Source organism: Olsenella phocaeensis, assembly GCF_900120385.1.
Lineage (GTDB): Bacteria > Actinomycetota > Coriobacteriia > Coriobacteriales > Atopobiaceae > Olsenella_I > Olsenella_I phocaeensis.
In genome coordinates, this window is record NZ_LT635494.1 from 1,383,466 (window position 1) to 1,401,437 (window position 17,972).

General features: G+C 67.2%; 18 protein-coding genes and 1 pseudogene. 14 read left to right on the top strand and 5 right to left on the bottom strand.

Going from position 1 to position 17,972, the window contains the following annotated elements:
* From BQ7388_RS12320 to BQ7388_RS06700, 5 genes and pseudogenes are all read left to right on the top strand, one after another.
* Nucleotides 1–184, top strand: a pseudogene (locus BQ7388_RS12320) (hypothetical protein); the annotation flags it as partial.
* Nucleotides 181–453 (top strand): hypothetical protein, encoded by a 273-nt coding sequence (locus tag BQ7388_RS06680; protein ID WP_129583180.1) that lies wholly within the window; start codon nt 181–183, stop codon nt 451–453. The pseudogene BQ7388_RS12320 and the gene BQ7388_RS06680, both read left to right, overlap by 4 nt.
* A 76-nt stretch (nt 454–529) precedes the next feature.
* Nucleotides 530–1,018, top strand: coding sequence for a prolyl-tRNA synthetase associated domain-containing protein (locus BQ7388_RS06685; protein ID WP_072500077.1), 489 nt, complete (start codon nt 530–532; stop codon nt 1,016–1,018).
* A 1,011-nt stretch (nt 1,019–2,029) separates the two neighbouring features.
* Nucleotides 2,030–2,905, top strand: a complete 876-nt coding sequence (locus tag BQ7388_RS06695) for an ABC transporter ATP-binding protein (RefSeq protein WP_072500079.1) — start codon at nt 2,030–2,032, stop codon at nt 2,903–2,905.
* 9 nt (nt 2,906–2,914) lie between these two features.
* The gene (locus tag BQ7388_RS06700) at nt 2,915–4,138 is read left to right on the top strand and encodes an ABC transporter permease family protein (RefSeq protein ID WP_072500080.1); all 1,224 of its coding nucleotides are present in this window, start codon (nt 2,915–2,917) and stop codon (nt 4,136–4,138) included.
* A 231-nt stretch (nt 4,139–4,369) separates the two neighbouring features.
* Here BQ7388_RS06700 and BQ7388_RS12325 read toward each other — a convergent pair whose 3' ends face one another.
* Complete coding sequence (locus BQ7388_RS12325) at nt 4,370–4,546, bottom strand: hypothetical protein (protein WP_159430808.1); 177 nt, start codon at nt 4,544–4,546, stop codon at nt 4,370–4,372.
* Nucleotides 4,547–5,122: 576 nt separating this feature from the next.
* On the opposite strand from BQ7388_RS12325, the gene BQ7388_RS06705 reads away from it, so the two are divergent.
* Nucleotides 5,123–5,788 (top strand): hypothetical protein, encoded by a 666-nt coding sequence (locus BQ7388_RS06705; protein WP_072500081.1) that lies wholly within the window; start codon nt 5,123–5,125, stop codon nt 5,786–5,788.
* Between the two features lie 163 nt (nt 5,789–5,951).
* Here the strand turns inward: BQ7388_RS06705 and tnpA are convergent, their stop codons facing one another.
* Nucleotides 5,952–6,407 (bottom strand): IS200/IS605 family transposase, encoded by a 456-nt coding sequence (gene tnpA, locus BQ7388_RS06710; RefSeq protein WP_072500082.1) that lies wholly within the window; start codon nt 6,405–6,407, stop codon nt 5,952–5,954.
* Nucleotides 6,408–7,558: 1,151 nt separating this feature from the next.
* On the opposite strand from tnpA, the gene BQ7388_RS06720 reads away from it, so the two are divergent.
* Nucleotides 7,559–8,443 carry a tetratricopeptide repeat protein gene (locus BQ7388_RS06720; RefSeq protein ID WP_072500084.1) on the top strand — a complete coding sequence of 295 codons (885 nt, stop codon included), beginning with the start codon at nt 7,559–7,561 and terminating at the stop codon, nt 8,441–8,443.
* Between the two features lie 1,683 nt (nt 8,444–10,126).
* Here BQ7388_RS06720 and BQ7388_RS12010 read toward each other — a convergent pair.
* Nucleotides 10,127–10,348: a hypothetical protein gene (locus BQ7388_RS12010; RefSeq protein WP_129583182.1), complete on the bottom strand. Its 222-nt coding sequence runs from the start codon at nt 10,346–10,348 to the stop codon at nt 10,127–10,129.
* Nucleotides 10,349–10,805: 457 nt separating this feature from the next.
* On the opposite strand from BQ7388_RS12010, the gene BQ7388_RS12330 reads away from it, so the two are divergent.
* The 7 genes from BQ7388_RS12330 (at nt 10,806) to BQ7388_RS12015 (ending at nt 15,648) form a co-directional block, all read left to right on the top strand.
* Complete coding sequence (locus BQ7388_RS12330) at nt 10,806–11,525, top strand: tyrosine-type recombinase/integrase (protein ID WP_072500090.1); 720 nt, start codon at nt 10,806–10,808, stop codon at nt 11,523–11,525.
* A 94-nt stretch (nt 11,526–11,619) separates the two neighbouring features.
* Complete coding sequence (locus BQ7388_RS06755; RefSeq protein ID WP_072500091.1) at nt 11,620–12,255, top strand: DUF6088 family protein; 636 nt, start codon at nt 11,620–11,622, stop codon at nt 12,253–12,255.
* Nucleotides 12,233–13,231, top strand: coding sequence for a nucleotidyl transferase AbiEii/AbiGii toxin family protein (locus BQ7388_RS06760; RefSeq protein ID WP_072500092.1), 999 nt, complete (start codon nt 12,233–12,235; stop codon nt 13,229–13,231). The genes BQ7388_RS06755 and BQ7388_RS06760 overlap by 23 nt, the downstream gene beginning before the upstream one ends.
* Nucleotides 13,232–13,288: 57 nt before the next feature.
* Nucleotides 13,289–13,606 (top strand): helix-turn-helix domain-containing protein, encoded by a 318-nt coding sequence (locus tag BQ7388_RS11600; RefSeq protein WP_200781444.1) that lies wholly within the window; start codon nt 13,289–13,291, stop codon nt 13,604–13,606.
* A gap of 227 nt (nt 13,607–13,833) precedes the next feature.
* Nucleotides 13,834–14,253 (top strand): helix-turn-helix domain-containing protein, encoded by a 420-nt coding sequence (locus BQ7388_RS13505; protein ID WP_200781445.1) that lies wholly within the window; start codon nt 13,834–13,836, stop codon nt 14,251–14,253.
* Nucleotides 14,202–14,699: an RNA polymerase sigma factor gene (locus tag BQ7388_RS06775; RefSeq protein ID WP_072500093.1), complete on the top strand. Its 498-nt coding sequence runs from the start codon at nt 14,202–14,204 to the stop codon at nt 14,697–14,699. Before BQ7388_RS13505 ends, BQ7388_RS06775 begins: the two co-directional genes overlap by 52 nt.
* Nucleotides 14,692–15,648, top strand: coding sequence for a hypothetical protein (locus BQ7388_RS12015; RefSeq protein ID WP_072500094.1), 957 nt, complete (start codon nt 14,692–14,694; stop codon nt 15,646–15,648). The genes BQ7388_RS06775 and BQ7388_RS12015 overlap by 8 nt, the downstream gene beginning before the upstream one ends.
* A 172-nt stretch (nt 15,649–15,820) precedes the next feature.
* Here BQ7388_RS12015 and BQ7388_RS06785 read toward each other — a convergent pair whose 3' ends face one another.
* Both BQ7388_RS06785 and BQ7388_RS06790 read right to left on the bottom strand, forming a co-directional pair.
* Nucleotides 15,821–16,987, bottom strand: coding sequence for an ABC transporter ATP-binding protein (locus BQ7388_RS06785; protein ID WP_072500095.1), 1,167 nt, complete (start codon nt 16,985–16,987; stop codon nt 15,821–15,823).
* Nucleotides 16,988–16,990: 3 nt separating this feature from the next.
* Nucleotides 16,991–17,971, bottom strand: coding sequence for an ABC transporter ATP-binding protein (locus BQ7388_RS06790; protein ID WP_062530645.1), 981 nt, complete (start codon nt 17,969–17,971; stop codon nt 16,991–16,993).
* Nucleotide 17,972 lies beyond the last annotated feature (1 nt).

Genomic DNA, 17,972 nt, shown 5'->3' on the forward strand with positions numbered 1-17,972 from the left:
CCAGGCGTCGGCCGAGCGTGGGAACGCACGGGCCATGTGCAACCTGGGCCACGTCTGCTCGCACGGTCGGCTGGGCGAGAAGGACTTCGACGTGGCCGCGAAGTGGTTCCGCAAGGCGGCGGTGCTGGGCAACGCCGAGGCCGCGTGCAAGTACGGCGGCCTGCTGTGGCGGGGCGCGGCGTGAGACGCGACGACGAGCAGGCCTACTTCTACTACCAGATGGCCTACAAGCGCGCGAAGGACGAGGGGGACGGTGCCGTCTGGGGAAGCGCGGCCCCGAGGCTCGCCGGCTGCTTCGAGTACGGGCGAGGGGGCGAGAGGGACCGCCGTCGCGCTCGCGACCTCTGCCTCGAGGCCGAGGCGGGCCTCCTCGAGGCGGTGCCGGACCAGCCCTGGCACAAGGGCCAGCTGGCGCGCGCTCGCGAGGGACTGGAGCGGCTGGCGAGAGAGTAACGGAAACAGCACTGGTCAGGAGACGCGGGAAAAGTCAAAATGCCCTCAAAGGGCGTGTCACGGGAGCGATGAGGACGTGGACAAGCAGCAAATCTATGATTACCTCGAGCAAATGGGAGTCTGGCACGAGGTCACCGAACATGCAGCCGTCTACAACATGGTCGATCTTGACAACATCGAGTTGCCACACCGCGAGGACGACGCGAAGAACCTCTTCGTCCGCGACGACAAGAAGCGCAACTATTACCTCATCTCGGTCAAGAGGGACAAGCGAATCGACCTGAAGGGGTTCTGCAGGGCCAACGGTACGAGGGCCCTCTCCTTCGCGTCGGCGGACGACCTGATGGCCGTCATGGGACTCGTGCCCGGCGCGGTGACGCCGCTCGGGCTGCTCAACGACTTCGAGTGCAGGGTGACGTGGTTCCTAGACGAGGACTTCACACAGGGCAGTGGCCTGATCGGCGTGCACCCCAACGACAACATCGCTACGGTCTGGCTCAGGGCGCAGGACCTGGTCGGACTCATCGAGAGGCACGGAAACACAGCCAACATCGTGCGGATGTAGTCACGCCAAACAGGGTTGCCCGTCGACGCCAGCACCCGTGCGGACTCGGGAGGAATCGAGCGATCGAGCGCGGGCGCCCTGGAAAAGCTCCGAGGGAGCGCAGGAGGCCGCAATGGGGACTCTGGTGCCCGTCGACTGTCACGGAATCTTGAGGTAAGGCAAGATTCCGTGTTTTTCGGACGGATTCCGGACATGCGTAATCAAAAAACCCGACCTACGTTTTGTAGGTCGGGTTTTGAGTTCATGGTCGCGGGGACAGGATTTGAACCTACGACCTCTGGGTTCTATGAAGATCACCGGTTCGGGCGAGATCGAAGAGGTCGTCAAAGGCAAGGTGTACCGAATCCGGCACCACCTCGGCCGCGACCTGAAGACCGGGCGCTACATCAGGTCGCCCAAGAAGACCGTCCACGGCACCAAGGCGGACGCGCGCCGTGCGCTCGAGGAATACCGCCTAGAACTCGAGCGCGGCGTGAAGAACGCCGAGGAGCTCGCCGTAGGTGCCTATGCGCGCGCGTGGTACGAGCGCCGCGTGAACTCCGGCCGCTATTCGCCGCTCACGCTCAAGGACGACGAGCTGCAGGTCCGCAAGATCGAGGATCTCTGGGGCACAACGCTGCTGCAAGATTTAACGATGAAGAAGATATCCGACGCCTACGACAAACTGCTCGCCCAGAAGAAGGCCAGCAGGAACGCCATCCACAAGCTCAACGGTGCACTCTCGCAGGTGATGGACGAGGCGGTCGCCAACGAGCTCGTCGGATCGAACCCGTGCGAGCACGTGAAGGCGCCGCGGCCCAGGGCCAAGGAGCGCAGGGCGCTCTCCGACGAGCAGGCGCTCGAACTGGCCGTGGCGCTGCGCACCGAGGAGCAGGCCGGGTGCACCGTGGCAGTGTGGATAGCGCTCGCCACAGGCATGCGCCGCNGATGACCTTCCGCGCCGTTTCCGCAGGGCTGGACGTCTTCTCCCCGAGCATGGCAAAAACCCATGAATAGACAAAGGATGTTGTTATGGAACTCACATTGGACCGGCTGACCAAGCAGTTCGGGGCGAGAATCGCCGTGGACCGTGTGTCGGCCACGCTCGTCCCCGGTGTGACGGGGCTTCTGGGCGCCAACGGCGCGGGTAAGACCACGCTCATGCGCATGGTCTGCGACGTGCTGCGCCCCTCAAGCGGGCAGGTGCTGCTCGACGGGCGCGACGCCTTGTCGATGGGCGACGGCTACCGGGCGCTGCTCGGCTGCCTGCCGCAGGACTTCGGCTACTATCCCGACTTCTCGGCGCTCGACTTCATGCGCTACATGGCCACGCTCAAGGGCTTCTCCAGCCGCGACGGCCGTGCCCGCAGCATGCAGCTGCTGGAGGAGGTCGGGCTAGCCGATGACGCGCGGCGGAAGGTGAAGACCTTCTCCGGTGGCATGAAGCAGCGCCTCGGCATCGCCCAGGCCATGCTCAACGAACCGGCCATCCTGGTGCTCGACGAGCCCACGGCGGGCCTCGACCCGAAGGAGCGCGTGCGCTTCCGCAACCTCATCGCGGGCTTCGCGCGGGACAAGGTTGTCATCCTCTCCACCCACATCGTCAGCGACGTGGAGTTCGTCGCCAATCGCATCCTCGTGATGCGTGGTGGCGGCTTCATCATGGACGGCACGCCCGAGCAGGTGGTCGCACGTGCCGCGGGCAAGGTGTGGGAGTGCCACGTGGAGGCGCGCCGCGCCGAGGAGATGTCGGCGCGCATGTCCGTGACAAACGTACGTTATGCCGCAGACGGAAACGCCGTGGTGCGCGTGGTGGCGGACGATCCGCCGATGGAGGGGGCGCAGGCCGTCGAGCCAACCCTGGAAGACCTGTACCTGCTCGCATTCCGCGACGCTGACACGCGTTAGGAGCACGCAATGGGAACACTCATCAAGTACGAGCTCAGAAAGATTCTCGGCAACCGCGCGGGCATGGTGACGTGCCTGATTGCGCTCGCGCTGATCTCTGGCATGGCCTTCATGAACATTGCGACCATGGGTACCCGCGACGTTGCAACAGGCGAATGGGTGGAGGGCTTCGCCGCCCAGGACTCCTACCGCCATCTGGAGGAATCGCACGCTGGCCTGCTCGACGACGCCCGGGTCGCAGAGGACGCCGCGACGCTGGACCGCGCCAACGAGCTCGTGAAAGAGACCCCCGATTTCTACGACCTGCCAAGCAGCGAGATACTCTCCCGGTACGGCCTCGAGTTCTGGCAGCAGACGATGGTCGTCATCTCCGACAACTACTACCCCGAGATCGTGGGCTCGCTCGATAGCACAGACCCGCGTGCGACGAGCCTGAAAGAGGGGTCTCTCGCGAGGGTTGACGCCACATTGTCCGACGGCTTCGACCACTACTTCACCTACAGCGACGCCGAGATGTCCTATTGGCACGGCAAGTTCGACCAGATTCGGTGGCCGGCGGAGTACGGATACGCCGGCGCCTGGAAGAACGCTCTGGATTGGGCGAGCTTCCTTGCCCTTGCAATCGTGGCGCTGTGCATCGCGCTGTCGGGCGTGTTCGCGGGCGAGTACCAGAACCGCATCGCCGCCGTTGCGCTTCCCACGAGGCGCGGCAAGCGCTCCCTCCCAGCCGCCAAGGTCATCGCCGCGCTCGTGTTCGCCACGGTCTACTGGTGGCTCTGCGCGGGTGCCGTCGTTGGGATCGACGTGGCCGTATGCGGTGCCGACGGATGGGACCTGCCGGTGCAGGTGGTCTTCGGGTTCGACAACCCGTACCCACTCACCGCAGGGCAGGCCTTGCTCGCCGTCTACGGCCTGGGCTACCTCGTCGCGCTCGGCATGGCCGGGCTCACGCTGCTCTTGTCTTCGAAGATGCGCTCCACGATGCCGGTGGCCGTGATCCCGATGGCGGTGGTCTTCCTCGGGATGTTCGCCCTCTTCATCACGCCGCTCGCTAAGATTGGGTCCCTCACGCCCATGGTGGGCTTGAGCAACGCGTTCGCCCGTATGGTCAGCTACGCGGCGGGGCCTGTGGTGGTCGACCTTCCCACTGCGCTGACGATGCTTTACGCATGTCTCCTCGTGGTTTGCGTGCCGCTTGCGATGCGAGTCTTCACAAGGCATCAGGTGGCATAGGGATAGGGGACGTAGCGCGTTCTTCCAATCGCCGTCGGATGCGAATCGGCGACGCCCGCATCAAGCGATGCGGGCGTCGCCTCGTTCTCTAAAGCCGCAGCTTGCCTTAGACGGGGCCGAGGGGGACGAATAGTGGCGGTTGCCGAGCTGAACCGACGCTTTATCTACTGTAGTCCTTCGATATTCGCTCGGGCCAGCCGTAGGATACGGGACTCTCGCACACTGGAATAACTACGCCGCCGTCTTCCCGCCATCGGAGGGCATGGCGTCCACGTCGCGCCCGAAGCGACCCGCCACCACGTTCATCAGGTCGGCGTTAACCTTGATGGTGACAACCACGCGCGCCCTCGCGCATGCCGAGGACAGTGCGTTCGGGACCCAGTTGTAGATGAGCCTGCTCGATTGCACCGCGTCGACGGGCAGCGTGAACTATGGGGGCTCGAAGCCCTGCTCGCACGGGTGTGTTGGATCGGCCATCTCTTCAGCTGTCACACGTCCACGCCGAACTCGTGCAGCCTCTCGATATCGCGGTAGAGCCCCTTGCTCTCAGCGTCGATGCCGCGCATCGCAAGTCGTTCGATCAGCTGCGGCATGGTCAGCCATGGTCCGAATCGGTCTCCGCTGTCAGTATACCCTCAGGTGCAGTGTCTCGGGCCTCTGAGCGCTGCTCGCCGCCGTGCGAGTCCCTTTCCGCATCGTTTTCGTTTTTCCCGATTCTATTCCACCTCGACCCGTTCCGGACTCTGTTCCCGGATGCCCGGACATATCCGCCCGCCTCCGTGCTCTCCTTCGACCCTGCACCTTCATCGGGGGCCGCTGCGTGCGCAAGGGCCGCAAAAACTTTCCGCCGCATGATTCGCTGTCCATCTCGGCGGAAACTCGGGCCTGCCGGTTTTGCTTCCCCCCTTGCGCCCTCCGCGAACCCCGATGGCATGCGGGCCGCAAGGCTCGCCAAGGGGCGGGCCGGAACATTAGGAGGCCATCATGGGAAACAGAGCAGTCATCACCACGCCGCAGCGCAAGCTCGGGGTCTACCTGCACTGGAACGGCGGGAGGGACACCGTCGAGCCGCTGCTGCGCTACTGCGAGCTCAAGGGCTACCGCGACCCTGCGTCGGACGACTACGGCTGGGCGAGGATGTGCCAGGTCCTCGGCAACTTCTTCGGCGGCTCCACCTCGCTCGGCGTCATTCCCTACTCGACGGACGAGCGCATGGACCCAGGTGACAACGGCGTCTACGTCATCGAGGGCTGGAAGATCGTCGACCGCGTGCTGCCCTGGGAGGGCTTCGAAGAGCAGCGGGGGCACGGCTTCGGCAAGATGCTGCGGGCCTTCGACGCCGCGATGCCCGAGAAGGAGCGCCTGGGCGAGTTCCTGGGCTCCGTCGAGGTCCCGGTCTCGGAGCTGCGGGTCGGCGACGAGGTCTGGATGTTCACCGTCGGCGACGCCTGGAAGGCGTACCCGGTCGTCGGCTTCGGCAAGCCGGAGTCCAACCGCGTCGCGGTGACAGTCGACACGCACGGCGACAGGAGGGACGTCATCTACCCGAACCTGCCCTACGTGGCCATGTACGGCCGAGACGGCGACTTCTCCTGGAACGTCAACAACTACGTCCACTGCGACATGGCGCGGATCCGCCAGCGCGAATAATCGACGGTGGAAGCAATCAGAACCACCCGCATAGCGGGTGGTTTGCTCTTAGGGTATAACCCTCTGGTCGCAGGCCAGCGTCTCAAGGCGCTGGCCTGCGCTTCGCCCAGGCCACACCGCCCTTGCCTCCCTGGCGGGCCGCTGGAAGCGGCCTACCGCCGCCCTATCGGGCGAACGGGCCCTCGTACTCCTTGACGCTCAGCCGGTCCAGGGCCTGGTCCGCCCTCTCCTGCTCGCGTATGTACTTCGCTATCGTGGCCTCGTTGAGCCCGACGGTGGACACGTAGTAGCCCTCCGCCCAGAACTTCCTGTTCCCGAACTTGTACCTGAGGTTCCCGTGCTGCTCGAACATCATGAGCGAGCTCTTCCCCTTCAGGTACCCCATGAAGCTCGAGACGCTCGCCTTGGGCGGGATGCTCACGAGCATGTGCACGTGGTCGGGCATCAGGTGCCCTTCTATTATCTCCACCCCCTTGTAGGAGCAGAGCCTCCTCAGGATCTCCCCGAGGTCCTTCCTGTACTGGTTGTAGACGATCTTTCGCCTATACTTCGGTATGAACACGACGCGGTACTTGCAGAGCCACTTCGTGTGCGACAGGCCGTGCGCTTGTTGCGCCATGTGGTCGCCTTTCTTCCGACGCGGTGTCGGCCCGAGCAACCGACATTGTAGGGAGGAAGGCGATTTCGCTTAGCGCCTGCTGTCATCCACCCGCACAGCGGGTGGCTTTTTGCCGTCCGCTAACGCGGCCGGCAGGATTGCGGACCCAGAGCAACGAGCACGCGCGAGCGCACGCGCTTTTCGTCCACCACGCGCGAACGCACGACGCAGCTCGCGTTTGCCCAGTTAATGGGGGCCGCCAATGTGCGCAACAGCGTGCCCGCCGCCAGGGGCGTGCGCAACCGCGTGCTCGCCGCACGCGCGCGCCACCCCCAAAACCTCGCTGCCCGCGTGCCGAACCAGAAGGTGCCGCGCAGCCCCTCGGCCACGCGGCGCCAACTCCCAACTCGCAGGTGACCCCGGCCACCCACCGCGCGGCCAGCTCCCCCTCTCCCGCAGCGGAGCCCTTGCGGCGCAGCAGCTTGGAGGCGACAGGCTGCCCGGGCCTGCGCAGGCCGCGGGCGTCAGGCATGCTGATGCCCAGCCCGAGCACGGTGTTGGCGAGCCACACGAAGAACAGCAGCGTCACGATGGGGATCACGCAGCAGGTCGCCACCATGACGGCGAAGGCCTCGATCATGCGGTTGAGGACGTTCTTCGCGGACTCGATGAACGACTTCGCGCCATCCGTCACCGTCTGGACCGCGTTGCCGGCGGCATCCACGACGTCGCTCGCGACGCTGGACGCGTCGGCCGCACGGTCGCTCACCCAGCCGAGGAAGCTGTCCAGGACGTTCCTGTCCTCCTGGGTCTGCTCGCTCGCCTCGGGCTCCGGGGTCGCCTCCTCCGCCTTGGGCTCCTCGATGGGAGACTCCTCCGGAGCCGACGCCACGGCGGCCGTCACCGTCTCGACGTCCGCCCTGTAGGTCGCCTGCACGACGTCCGACACCATCACGCTCGCCGGGACCACCAGGAACCCCGCGACCGCAAAGACGGCCAGACGCAGTGCGAAGCTGCGCAGCAGCGCCTGCATGCCGGCGTTCTGGTCCCAGCGCAGGCGGCCGCTCGCGACCACGGCGGCGACGGCGAGGGCGCAGCTCAGGGGGACGAGCAGCCTGAACGCCGCCAGGCTGAAGATGGTGAGGAGGCACTTNACCGCCGACCACCAGACCATGCCCCAGTACGACCTCTTCGGCGGCTTTGGGCTGACGCCGGAGCGCATCGTCGACCAGGACGCCCCCGACTGCGAGGTCATCGACATCCTGAGCCGGGAGGACATGCCCGAAATGCTCAAGGCGCGCACGCGATGGATCGGCGAGCTATTCGAGGAGTCCCCGGGCGTCGAGGAGGCGCGCGGCGACGAGCGGCTCGACCGCTGGCGCGACCCGCTGTACCCCGACGTCGTGAGCGCCGTGCTCTTCCCGTCCGAGGGTGGGGGCGACGCGGACGCACATCCCTGGCGCGTCTTCGCGCGCGTCGAGCGTTGCGCTGTCGACCCGGACGAGCCCGACGCGCCGCACTGGGAGGCGACGCTCGCCGCCGTGGTGCCGCTCCCGGACGAGGAGGGGGCCACGGAACCGGGAGCCGCGGAAGGCGTCGGGACCGCTGACGGCGACCTACAGGCCGGCCCCGACCTCCCCCGGCCGGGAAGCAGGCTGTGGCTGGGCATCGCCCGCGCGGAGGAGGACGGCGAGGTCCTGGGCCTCTACGCGTCCGAGGCCCAGGACCTCGGCGCAGAGGACTACGACCCTGAGGTCGACGCGAGAGAGGGCGGCGAGCTCTCGCTTGCCATCGGCGCGCGCTACTGCCAGGAGGGCATGGTCAGCGAGGGGATTCACCGCGTGGTCTGCTTCGAGCTCGCGGAGCACTTCTACCAGGCGTCGGCCGAGCGTGGGAACGCACGGGCCATGTGCAACCTGGGCCACGTCTGCTCGCACGGTCGGCTGGGCGAGAAGGACTTCGACGTGGCCGCGAAGTGGTTCCGCAAGGCGGCGGTGCTGGGCAACGCCGAGGCCGCGTGCAAGTACGGCGGCCTGCTGTGGCGGGGCGCGGCGTGAGACGCGACGACGAGCAGGCCTACTTCTACTACCAGATGGCCTACAAGCGCGCGAAGGACGAGGGGGACGGTGCCGTCTGGGGAAGCGCGGCCCCGAGGCTCGCCGGCTGCTTCGAGTACGGGCGAGGGGGCGAGAGGGACCGCCGTCGCGCTCGCGACCTCTGNTCCACGCTGAGCTCGACGAGCTTCTCCGCGATCGGGGCACCGAAGTCCCCCGGGATGAGCGAGATGCCGGCCGAGAGCGCCGTGGCCACCGTGACCAGTCCGGTCGCCGTCTCGGCGCGGGCGTTGAGGGAGGCAATCTGCGAAGTCCAGGCGTCGGGACTCGAGAAGTGGTCGGCCAGCACCGTCGCCGAGACGATGGCGGCAACCAGTGCGGCAGCGACCATCAGAAGGCCACCCAGCTCCATGCCTGCGACGCGGCGGCTCAGGCGCCCCGCCTCGGAAGGGGCCTCCGCCAGCGTTTCCTCGGCCGCCCTGGCAATGTCATTGGCGAACGCCGGAGCAAGCTCCGCGGCCGTCATTGCATCTTCCGGCACGGGGCCCGAAGCCTCCTCGAACGTCTCTTCCCTCTCGCTCATGTGACCCCCCCATCTCTCGGCTGCAGATGCGCGGGCGTTGCCCGCATTGCCCATCTTGCTAGCCTGGGAGGCGGCAGTCGCTAGCTGGCAGCTAACTAGCCGGGGGGGGCAGCAAGCCGTCTGTGAGCGAGCTGACGACAGTTACGGACGGCAGCCGGCTGGCGGCTGACTGCTGGCGGCGGCCGACGACCGAGCCGTGCATTTCAAAAATGAAATGCACGGCTGCCTACGTTTTCCCAGGTCAGCAGGAGACGGCGTACATTCTAGAAATGAAATGCGCACCCCTCCCCCAGCCATGCGCCCCTCCCCTAGAATGGGTGCACGCGCCGAGCCGTCGCCCGCCCGCGGAACCGACTCGCCGACCGCCCGCCCTCGCGCATGCAGGAGGCCCCATGCAAAACCTGTCCGAGCTGCCGCTCCGCGCATACCTGGGCCACCCCGTCATCGTCGACCTCAGGCTCGCCCGCCACGACCTTGGGGAGCTGGCGCGGCAGATCGCATCCGCGCCGGAGCCGCAGCTCCCTCCCGAGGCCCTCGAGGCGCTGCCCGGCCACTGGGACTTCGATGCCGACGCCAGCCTGGCCTGGCCGCGCGTCGACCACGAAAACGGCGTCTGCCTCTACCTGCTGTGCCCGTGCAGCACCGCCGACCACCAGACCATGCCCCAGTACGACCTCTTCGGCGGCTTTGGGCTGACGCCGGAGCGCATCGTCGACCAGGACGCCCCCGACTGCGAGGTCATCGACATCCTGAGCCGGGAGGACATGCCCGAAATGCTCAAGGCGCGCACGCGATGGATCGGCGAGCTATTCGAGGAGTCCCCGGGCGTCGAGGAGGCGCGCGGCGACGAGCGGCTCGACCGCTGGCGCGACCCGCTGTACCCCGACGTCGTGAGCGCCGTGCTCTTCCCGTCCGAGGGTGGGGGCGACGCGGACGCACATCCCTGGCGCGTCTTCGCGCGCGTCGAGCGTTGCGCTGTCGACCCGGACGAGCCCGACGCGCCGCACTGGGAGGCGACGCTCGCCGCCGTGGTGCCGCTCCCGGACGAGGAGGGGGCCACGGAACCGGGAGCCGCGGAAGGCGTCGGGACCGCTGACGGCGACCTACAGGCCGGCCCCGACCTCCCCCGGCCGGGAAGCAGGCTGTGGCTGGGCATCGCCCGCGCGGAGGAGGACGGCGAGGTCCTGGGCCTCTACGCGTCCGAGGCCCAGGACCTCGGCGCAGAGGACTACGACCCTGAGGTCGACGCGAGAGAGGGCGGCGAGCTCTCGCTTGCCATCGGCGCGCGCTACTGCCAGGAGGGCATGGTCAGCGAGGGGATTCACCGCGTGGTCTGCTTCGAGCTCGCGGAGCACTTCTACCAGGCGTCGGCCGAGCGTGGGAACGCACGGGCCATGTGCAACCTGGGCCACGTCTGCTCGCACGGTCGGCTGGGCGAGAAGGACTTCGACGTGGCCGCGAAGTGGTTCCGCAAGGCGGCGGTGCTGGGCAACGCCGAGGCCGCGTGCAAGTACGGCGGCCTGCTGTGGCGGGGCGCGGCGGGAGACGCGACGACGAGCAGGCCTACTTCTACTACCAGATGGCCTACAAGCGCGCGAAGGACGAGGGGGACGGTGCCGTCTGGGGAAGCGCGGCCCCGAGGCTCGCCGGCTGCTTCGAGTACGGGCGAGGGGGCGAGAGGGACCGCCGTCGCGCTCGCGACCTCTGCCTCGAGGCCGAGGCGGGCCTCCTCGAGGCGGTGCCGGACCAGCCCTGGCACAAGGGCCAGCTGGCGCGCGCNTCGTGTGGCGAAACGTCGACTTCGACCGCAAGCGCGTCTACGTGGGCCAGCAGTACGCCGCCGACCACAGGATCCGGGACCCCAAGAGCGAGAAGTCACACCGCTGGCTCGGCCTGGACGACGGCACTGTGGCGTTCCTGGCGGAGTGGAGGCAGAAACAGGCGCGCGCAATGGAGGTCGCCGGCAGGGACCAGGCCGGCGAGACCCCCGTTTGCACCAACGCCGTCTTCAAGTTCATGGACCCCAACACGTTCAACCGCTGGCGCCGGCAGTACTTCGCCGACCACGGGCTGGGCGAGTTCGGCCCAGCCGTCCAGTACACGGACTCGACGGGGCGCAAGCGCTGGCGCAAGGGCGCCTACGTCGGCTACAACCTGCACGAGCTGCGGCACACCCAGGCCACGCTCCTCATCGGCTCCGGCGCGGACATTAAGACGGTGCAGCAGCGGCTCGGTCACTCCTCCGCGAGCCTGACCATGGACATCTACGCGCATTTCATCGCCCAGAACGACCGTCAGGCCGCGAACACCATCGGCGAGATCCTGACCGAGCCGTCAGGGTCGGAGGACGCGCCGCAGAAGCCAACGCTCAGCGACGCCGACAGGGCTGCGATAGCGCAGCGCATGGCCGACGGCGCATCGCTGGAAGCCGCCATCTCGGCGGTACGCCCGGACGTGAGCGTGCTCGACCTGCTGGGTTTGCAGAAAGGTCGGGGACGGTGATGGCGTGCCAAAGCTCAGACGGGGCTGCCAGGCGCTTGCCGTTTGGTTAAATTCACGTATACTATATTGTATTCGTGATTTTGAGGGGAGCGCGATGAACGACAAGGGCATAAGGGGGGCTATACGGCGGAGGGTCGAATCCCTCCCGGACGACGCCGCTTTCACCGCCAGCGACTTCGCCGACGTGTCCGGTTCCGCCAACGCGAGGCAGGCGCTCAAGGGGCTGGCTGACTCGGGCGCGATAGCGCGCGCGGCGCGGGGCGTCTACTACAAGCCGCGCTACAGCGAGCTTCTGGGCAGGCCAGTCCCGCCCGACATCGACGCGGTCGCGCACGCGATCGCTAGGGCCCGGGGCTGGGAGATCGTCCCGTCGGGAGACCATGCGTTGAACATGCTGGGGCTGGACACCCAGGTTCCCGCCGTCTACTCATACATCAGCACCGGCCCGTACGCCAGCGTCCTGGTGGCACCCTTCGAGGTGAGGTTCAGTCACGCGGCCAACCGAAACATAGTGGGCATGTCCCCGCTGACAGCCCTCGTCGTCCAGGCGCTCAAGGCCCTCGGTCGCGAGGGCGTCGACGACAAGGTCATCAACCGCCTGTCGGGCCGTCTCAGCACCGGGGAGAAAGGGGCGCTTCTCGCCGAGACCGAGCGCGCGACCGCCTGGGTGCGCGACGCCATCGCCGAGATCGCGAAAGGATGCGAAGATGATCGACATCGCAAGGGCTAACGACGAGGAGAGGGCTGCGCTCGTCAGGATCACCGCCGGCGAGATGGCACTGCAGCCCGCCATCGTCGAGAAGGACCTGTGGGTGTGCTACCTGCTGGACTACCTGTTCCACCGCAGCGAGTTCGCCGACTCGATCGTGTTCAAGGGCGGCACGAGCCTCTCGAAGGCATACCACCTCATCGAGCGCTTCTCGGAGGACATCGACCTCATACTCGACTGGCGGCTCATCGGGTATCGCCTGGACGAGCCCTGGGAGGAGCGCTCCAACACCAGGCAGGACAGGTTCAGGCTCGAGACCATCGAGCGGACGGACCGCTACCTCGAAGACGTGTTCGCCCCCTCGCTCAGGGCCGGCCTGTCCGAGGAGCTCGGGCGCGAGGCGGACGTGCGAGCGGGATCGGATGAGGAGACCGTGATCTTCGCCTACCCGCGGCTCTTCTCGTCGGAGGCGACGCTCGACGTCGTGAAGCTCGAGATAGGCCCCCTGGCCGCATGGACGCCCTCTGCGCAGGCGGAGATCACCCCGTACGTCGCGGAGCTGCACCCGGAGGCGTTCTCGCAGCCCGCCACCACCGTGCGCACAGCCGTGGCCGAGCGCACGTTCTGGGAGAAGGCGACGATCCTGCACCAGGAGGCGAACCGCCCCGCCGGCAAGGCCATGCCCAAGCGCTACGCGCGCCACTACTACGACATGTACCGCCTCGGGCGCTCGGACGTCGCGGAACGAGCGATCTCCCAGCCAGAGCTGCTCGCGCGCGTGGTCGCCTTCAAGGAGAAGTTCTACCGCACGCCCTGGTCGAAGCTAGCAGACGCCAAGCCCGGCACCCTGAGGCTTGCACCGCAGCCAGAGCGTCTCGAGGAGCTCGCCGCCGACTACGAGCGCATGCGCCCCATGATATTCGGCGAAGTGCCCGCGTTCGGCGACATCGTAGCCTCCATGTCCGAGCTGGAGGAGCGCATCAACGGCGGCGCCTAGCCTCCCGCCTCCCTGCCCGCGGGCCCCGGCGACGCGCAGCGAACGGAGCTCCTAAACATGCCGGGCGACGGCCCGGACGCGTGGCTCGGCGTGAGGAGCGTGCAGCTCTGCCCGCAGATCTCGCTCACGTCGATCTACAAGCTCATCCACGCCGGCGGGATACCGGCCGCGAGGCTCGGCAGCAAGACCATCCGCGTCAACCGCGAGGCGTTCGAGAAGTACCTGCAGCGGGCGCAGGTGGCGAGCGCTTTGGAAGCAGCACGACGCGTCTACCGGAAAACGCATGCCGGCGCACGGGACGCCATGAGCCCCGACCTTCGAGCGATGCCCGCGCGGCCATGGGAGAGAATCTGGGAGGAATTTCGCGGAGANTAGCAGACGCCAAGCCCGGCACCCTGAGGCTTGCACCGCAGCCAGAGCGTCTCGAGGAGCTCGCCGCCGACTACGAGCGCATGCGCCCCATGATATTCGGCGAAGTGCCCGCGTTCGGCGACATCGTAGCCTCCATGTCCGAGCTGGAGGAGCGCATCAACGGCGGCGCCTAGCCTCCCGCCTCCCTGCCCGCGGGCCCCGGCGACGCGCAGCGAACGGAGCTCCTAAACATGCCGGGCGACGGCCCGGACGCGTGGCTCGGCGTGAGGAGCGTGCAGCTCTGCCCGCAGATCTCGCTCACGTCGATCTACAAGCTCATCCACGCCGGCGGGATACCGGCCGCGAGGCTCGGCAGCAAGACCATCCGCGTCAACCGCGAGGCGTTCGAGAAGTACCTGCAGCGGGCGCAGGTGGCGAGCGCTTTGGAAGCAGCACGACGCGTCTACCGGAAAACGCATGCCGGCGCACGGGACGCCATGAGCCCCGACCTTCGAGCGATGCCCGCGCGGCCATGGGAGAGAATCTGGGAGGAATTTCGCGGAGAGCCGCACATATCGGGCGGATCTCACGTTGTAGTAGGTAGAGGAGGCGATTTGGCTTGTCCAAAAAGGAGACCGGCAGCCTGGACCCGGACCGGGCGCGGAAGATAGCCGACGAGTGCTACGACGACGTGCTGGCATACTGCAGGCGCCACGCGCCCGCCGGGCACGAGGCGGCCGACCTCGCACAGGAGACGTTCCTTCGCTTCGTGCGTGCCCAAGGGTACCGCGAGCGCGGCAAGCCCATCGCCTACCTCATGCGGATAGCGAGGAGCGTATGCGTCGACGCCAGCCGCGAGAAGCGGCTGGAGACGGTGAGCCTCGAGTTCGAGGTAGCCGACGGCGATTGCACCGGACGCGAGGCGGATCTCGACCTCATGCTGGCACAGCTGCCTCGCGAACTGCGCGAGGTCGTGGAACTGCGCTTCGGCTCGGAGCTCGGGGTGGGCGAAGTCGCCCGGGCGCTCGGGATAAGCCGTTTCGCTGCGCGCAGGCGCATCAACGCAGCGCTGAAGAAGCTCGAAGAGGACTTGAAGGAAGGTGGTCTTTATGGTTGAGGTGGAACGCGCAAGGCTCGAGGCCGAGCTCTCCCGGCACTATTCCGCCCAACGCGAGAAGGCGGACCCGGATGCCATCGATTTGCTCGCCCAGGCCATGGTCGCCGAGGACGCGCGGATGAGAAAGGCCCAACGCCGACGAATGGGCTTTGTCTCGTTCGTCGCGGCCCAAGTACGCTTCATCCCCCTGTGGACGTGGGCCGCGCAGCTGGGAATCGTCGCGCTCATGCTCGCCGTGGCGAACAGCACCGCGGACGCGAACGTCGCAAAGCTCGCCGTCGGCATCCTCTCCGCCGCTACCGCGCTCGTCGGCGTTCCCACCGTGCATGCGAGCAAGCTGCACGGCGTGGCCGAGCTGGAGTACTCGTGCCCCAACAACGCGGCGAGCGTGATGGTGGCGCGCCTGATCGTGCTGGGCTGCTCGTCATCGCTAGCAGTAGCCCTCATGGTGGGCGTGGTCGCGTCCTCGCTGGACACCGGCGCCCTCTCGGTCGCGCTGTGCGCCTGCCCGCCGTTCTTCTGCTCCTGCGCCGGCTCGCTGGCGGTGCTGAGGAGGGCGACGGATGGGCGTGCCGTCGGGCCGTTGCGGGGTGGCGTGCCGTCGGGCCGTTGCGGGGTGGCGTGCCGTCGGGCCGTTCTTTACTGGTGGGAGTTTCCCCAACGAGAGAAAACCTTAGCAGTAAAGAACGCGGCACATCGCATGGTGCGGCGGCCTGCGGGTGGCGCGTTCTTTGCTGGCTTTGCTTGCGGGCGTCGTGTTCCCTACTGGCTCTCAGCGACGAAATCTCGCCATCCAAGGCGAGAAAAGAACGCCGACCGCTGCATTTGCCCACATGAGCTGCGGCGGCGTGTTCTTTATCGCCCGCATCAAAGCCACGACGCTTCGATTCGCCCGAGTAAAGAACACGCCGGAGTAACTGGTCGACACGAGTGCGTCCAACGCGTCTGAATGACAAGCAAGAACGTCCAATACGTCTAAACGACACGCCAGTACGTCGCACGCGTCTGGGTGACACGTGAGAACGCCAAACGCGTCTGNCGGGCCGGCACATCGCCAGCCCGCCCGCACTAATCACCTCGTCACCCAGCCACACTCCGGCCAAGGGCGTCCCGGCAGCGACCTACAGCCACCTCTCCGGGAGCTTCTCTCCCTTGGCGGCCGCCTCCTCCGGAGTGTCCGGGTCGAACGAGACCGGGTCGGCGTTGGCATCCGCGCCGCCCATGCCGTAGGTGGGGCGCGCCGCCTCGTACTGGATCTTGCGCGCGGTCCTGCGCACGTCGGCCTCGGGCATGTTGTCGTAGCGGTGGCAGGCGCAGCGGTGCCCCGCAACGACCTCGCGAAGCTCCGGCGCGGCCACGTCGCAGGCTCCCACCTTGGCGAAGCAGCGGCTCGCGAAGCGGCAGCCCGCCGGCGGGTCGATGGGGCTGGGCACGTCTCCCTGCAGGATGATGCGCTTGCGCGAGAGGTGCGGGTCGGGCGACGGGATGGCTGAGAGCAGCGCCTGCGTGTAGGGGCAGAGCGGATCGTGGTAGAGGTCGTTCTTCTGGGCGACCTCCATGAGCTTGCCCAGGTACATGACGCCCACGCGGTCGGACACGTGCTTCACCACGTTGAGGCCGTGCGCGATGAAGAGGTAGGTGAGTCCCAGGTCCTCCTTGAGGTCGTCCAGGAGGTTGAGCACCTGCGCCTGGATGGAGACGTCCAGCGCGCTCACGGGCTCGTCGCAGACGATGAGCTTGGGATTCACGGCCAGGGCGCGCGCGATGCCCACGCGCTGGCGCTGCCCGCCGCTGAACTCATGGGGATAGCGCCTCTTGAGGTCGGGCCGGATGCCCACGCGCTCGAGCAGCTCGTCCACGCGCCCGTCCACGGCCTCCGCCGGCAGGATCTTGTTGGTCAGGATGGGCTCGCTCACGATCTGCTCGACGGTCATGCGCGGGTTGAGCGAGGCGTAGGGGTCCTGGAAGATCAGCTGGACGTCGCGGCAGAGCTCGCGGCGACGCTGCTTGCTGGCGTCCGTGACGTCCTCGCCCTCGAAGTAGATCTTGCCACCCGAGGGCTTGAGCAGGCCCACCAGCATCTTGCCGATGGTCGTCTTGCCGCAGCCCGACTCGCCCACCAGGCCGAAGGCCTCGCCGCGGTGGATCTTGAACGACACGTCCTCGACCGCGCGCACGTAGGAGGTGGGACGCCCGAAGAAGTTGGTCTCGGCTACGAAGCTCTTGGAGAGGTTCTTCACCTCGACCAGCACGTCGTCGCGCGTGGAATCGCTCTTGGGGTCTGCCATGGGCTACTCCTCCCCCTCTTCGTACAGGAAGCAGCGGACGCTGCGGCTGGGGTCGCCGGGGTAGGGCCTGAGCTCGGGGCGCTCGCGACGGCAGCGCTCCATGCAGCGGTCGCAGCGGTCCGAGAACGGGCAGCCCGAGGGCATGTCCAGCGGGTTGGGCACGGTGCCCTTGATGGTGTAGAGGCGCTTGGAGTCGTCGTCCTCGAGGCGCGGAATCGAGTTCAGGAGGCCCAGCGTGTAGGGGTGCAGGGGCCTCTCAAACAACGCGACCTTCTCTGCCTCCTCGACCACCTCGCCGCAGTACATGACCACCACGCGGTCGGCCACCTCCGAGACGACTCCCAGGTCGTGGGTGATGAAGAGCACGGCCATGTCGAACTCGTCGCGCAGCTGGTAGATGAGGTCAAGGATCTGCGCCTGGATGGTCACGTCGAGGGCCGTGGTGGGCTCGTCGGCGATGAGCAGCTGGGGGTTGCAGGCCAGCGCCATGGCGATCATGACGCGCTGGCGCATGCCGCCCGACATCTGGTGCGGGTAGTCGCGAGCGCGGTCCGCGGGAGAGGGGATGCCCACCACGCGCAGCATCTCGACCGCACGCTCCCAGGCCTGGTCCTTCTTCATGGGCGTGTGCGTCTGGATGGCCTCGACGATCTGGTCGCCCACGCGGTAGACGGGATTGAGCGAGGTCATGGGCTCCTGGAAGATCATCGAGATCCTCTGGCCTCGGACCTGCTCCATCTCCTTGTCGCTGAGTGACAGGAGGTCGGTGCCGTCGAAGCTGATGCTGCCGGAGGCCACGTGTCCCGGCTTCTGCAGGAGCCCCATGATACTGAGGGAGGTCACGCTCTTGCCGGAGCCGGACTCGCCCACCACGGCCAGTATCTCTCCGCGGTCTATGGAGAAGCTCACGCCGTCCACGGCACGGACGGTGCCCTTGCGGGTGGGGAACTCGGTGACGAGGTCCCTCACTTCGAGAAGTGCCATG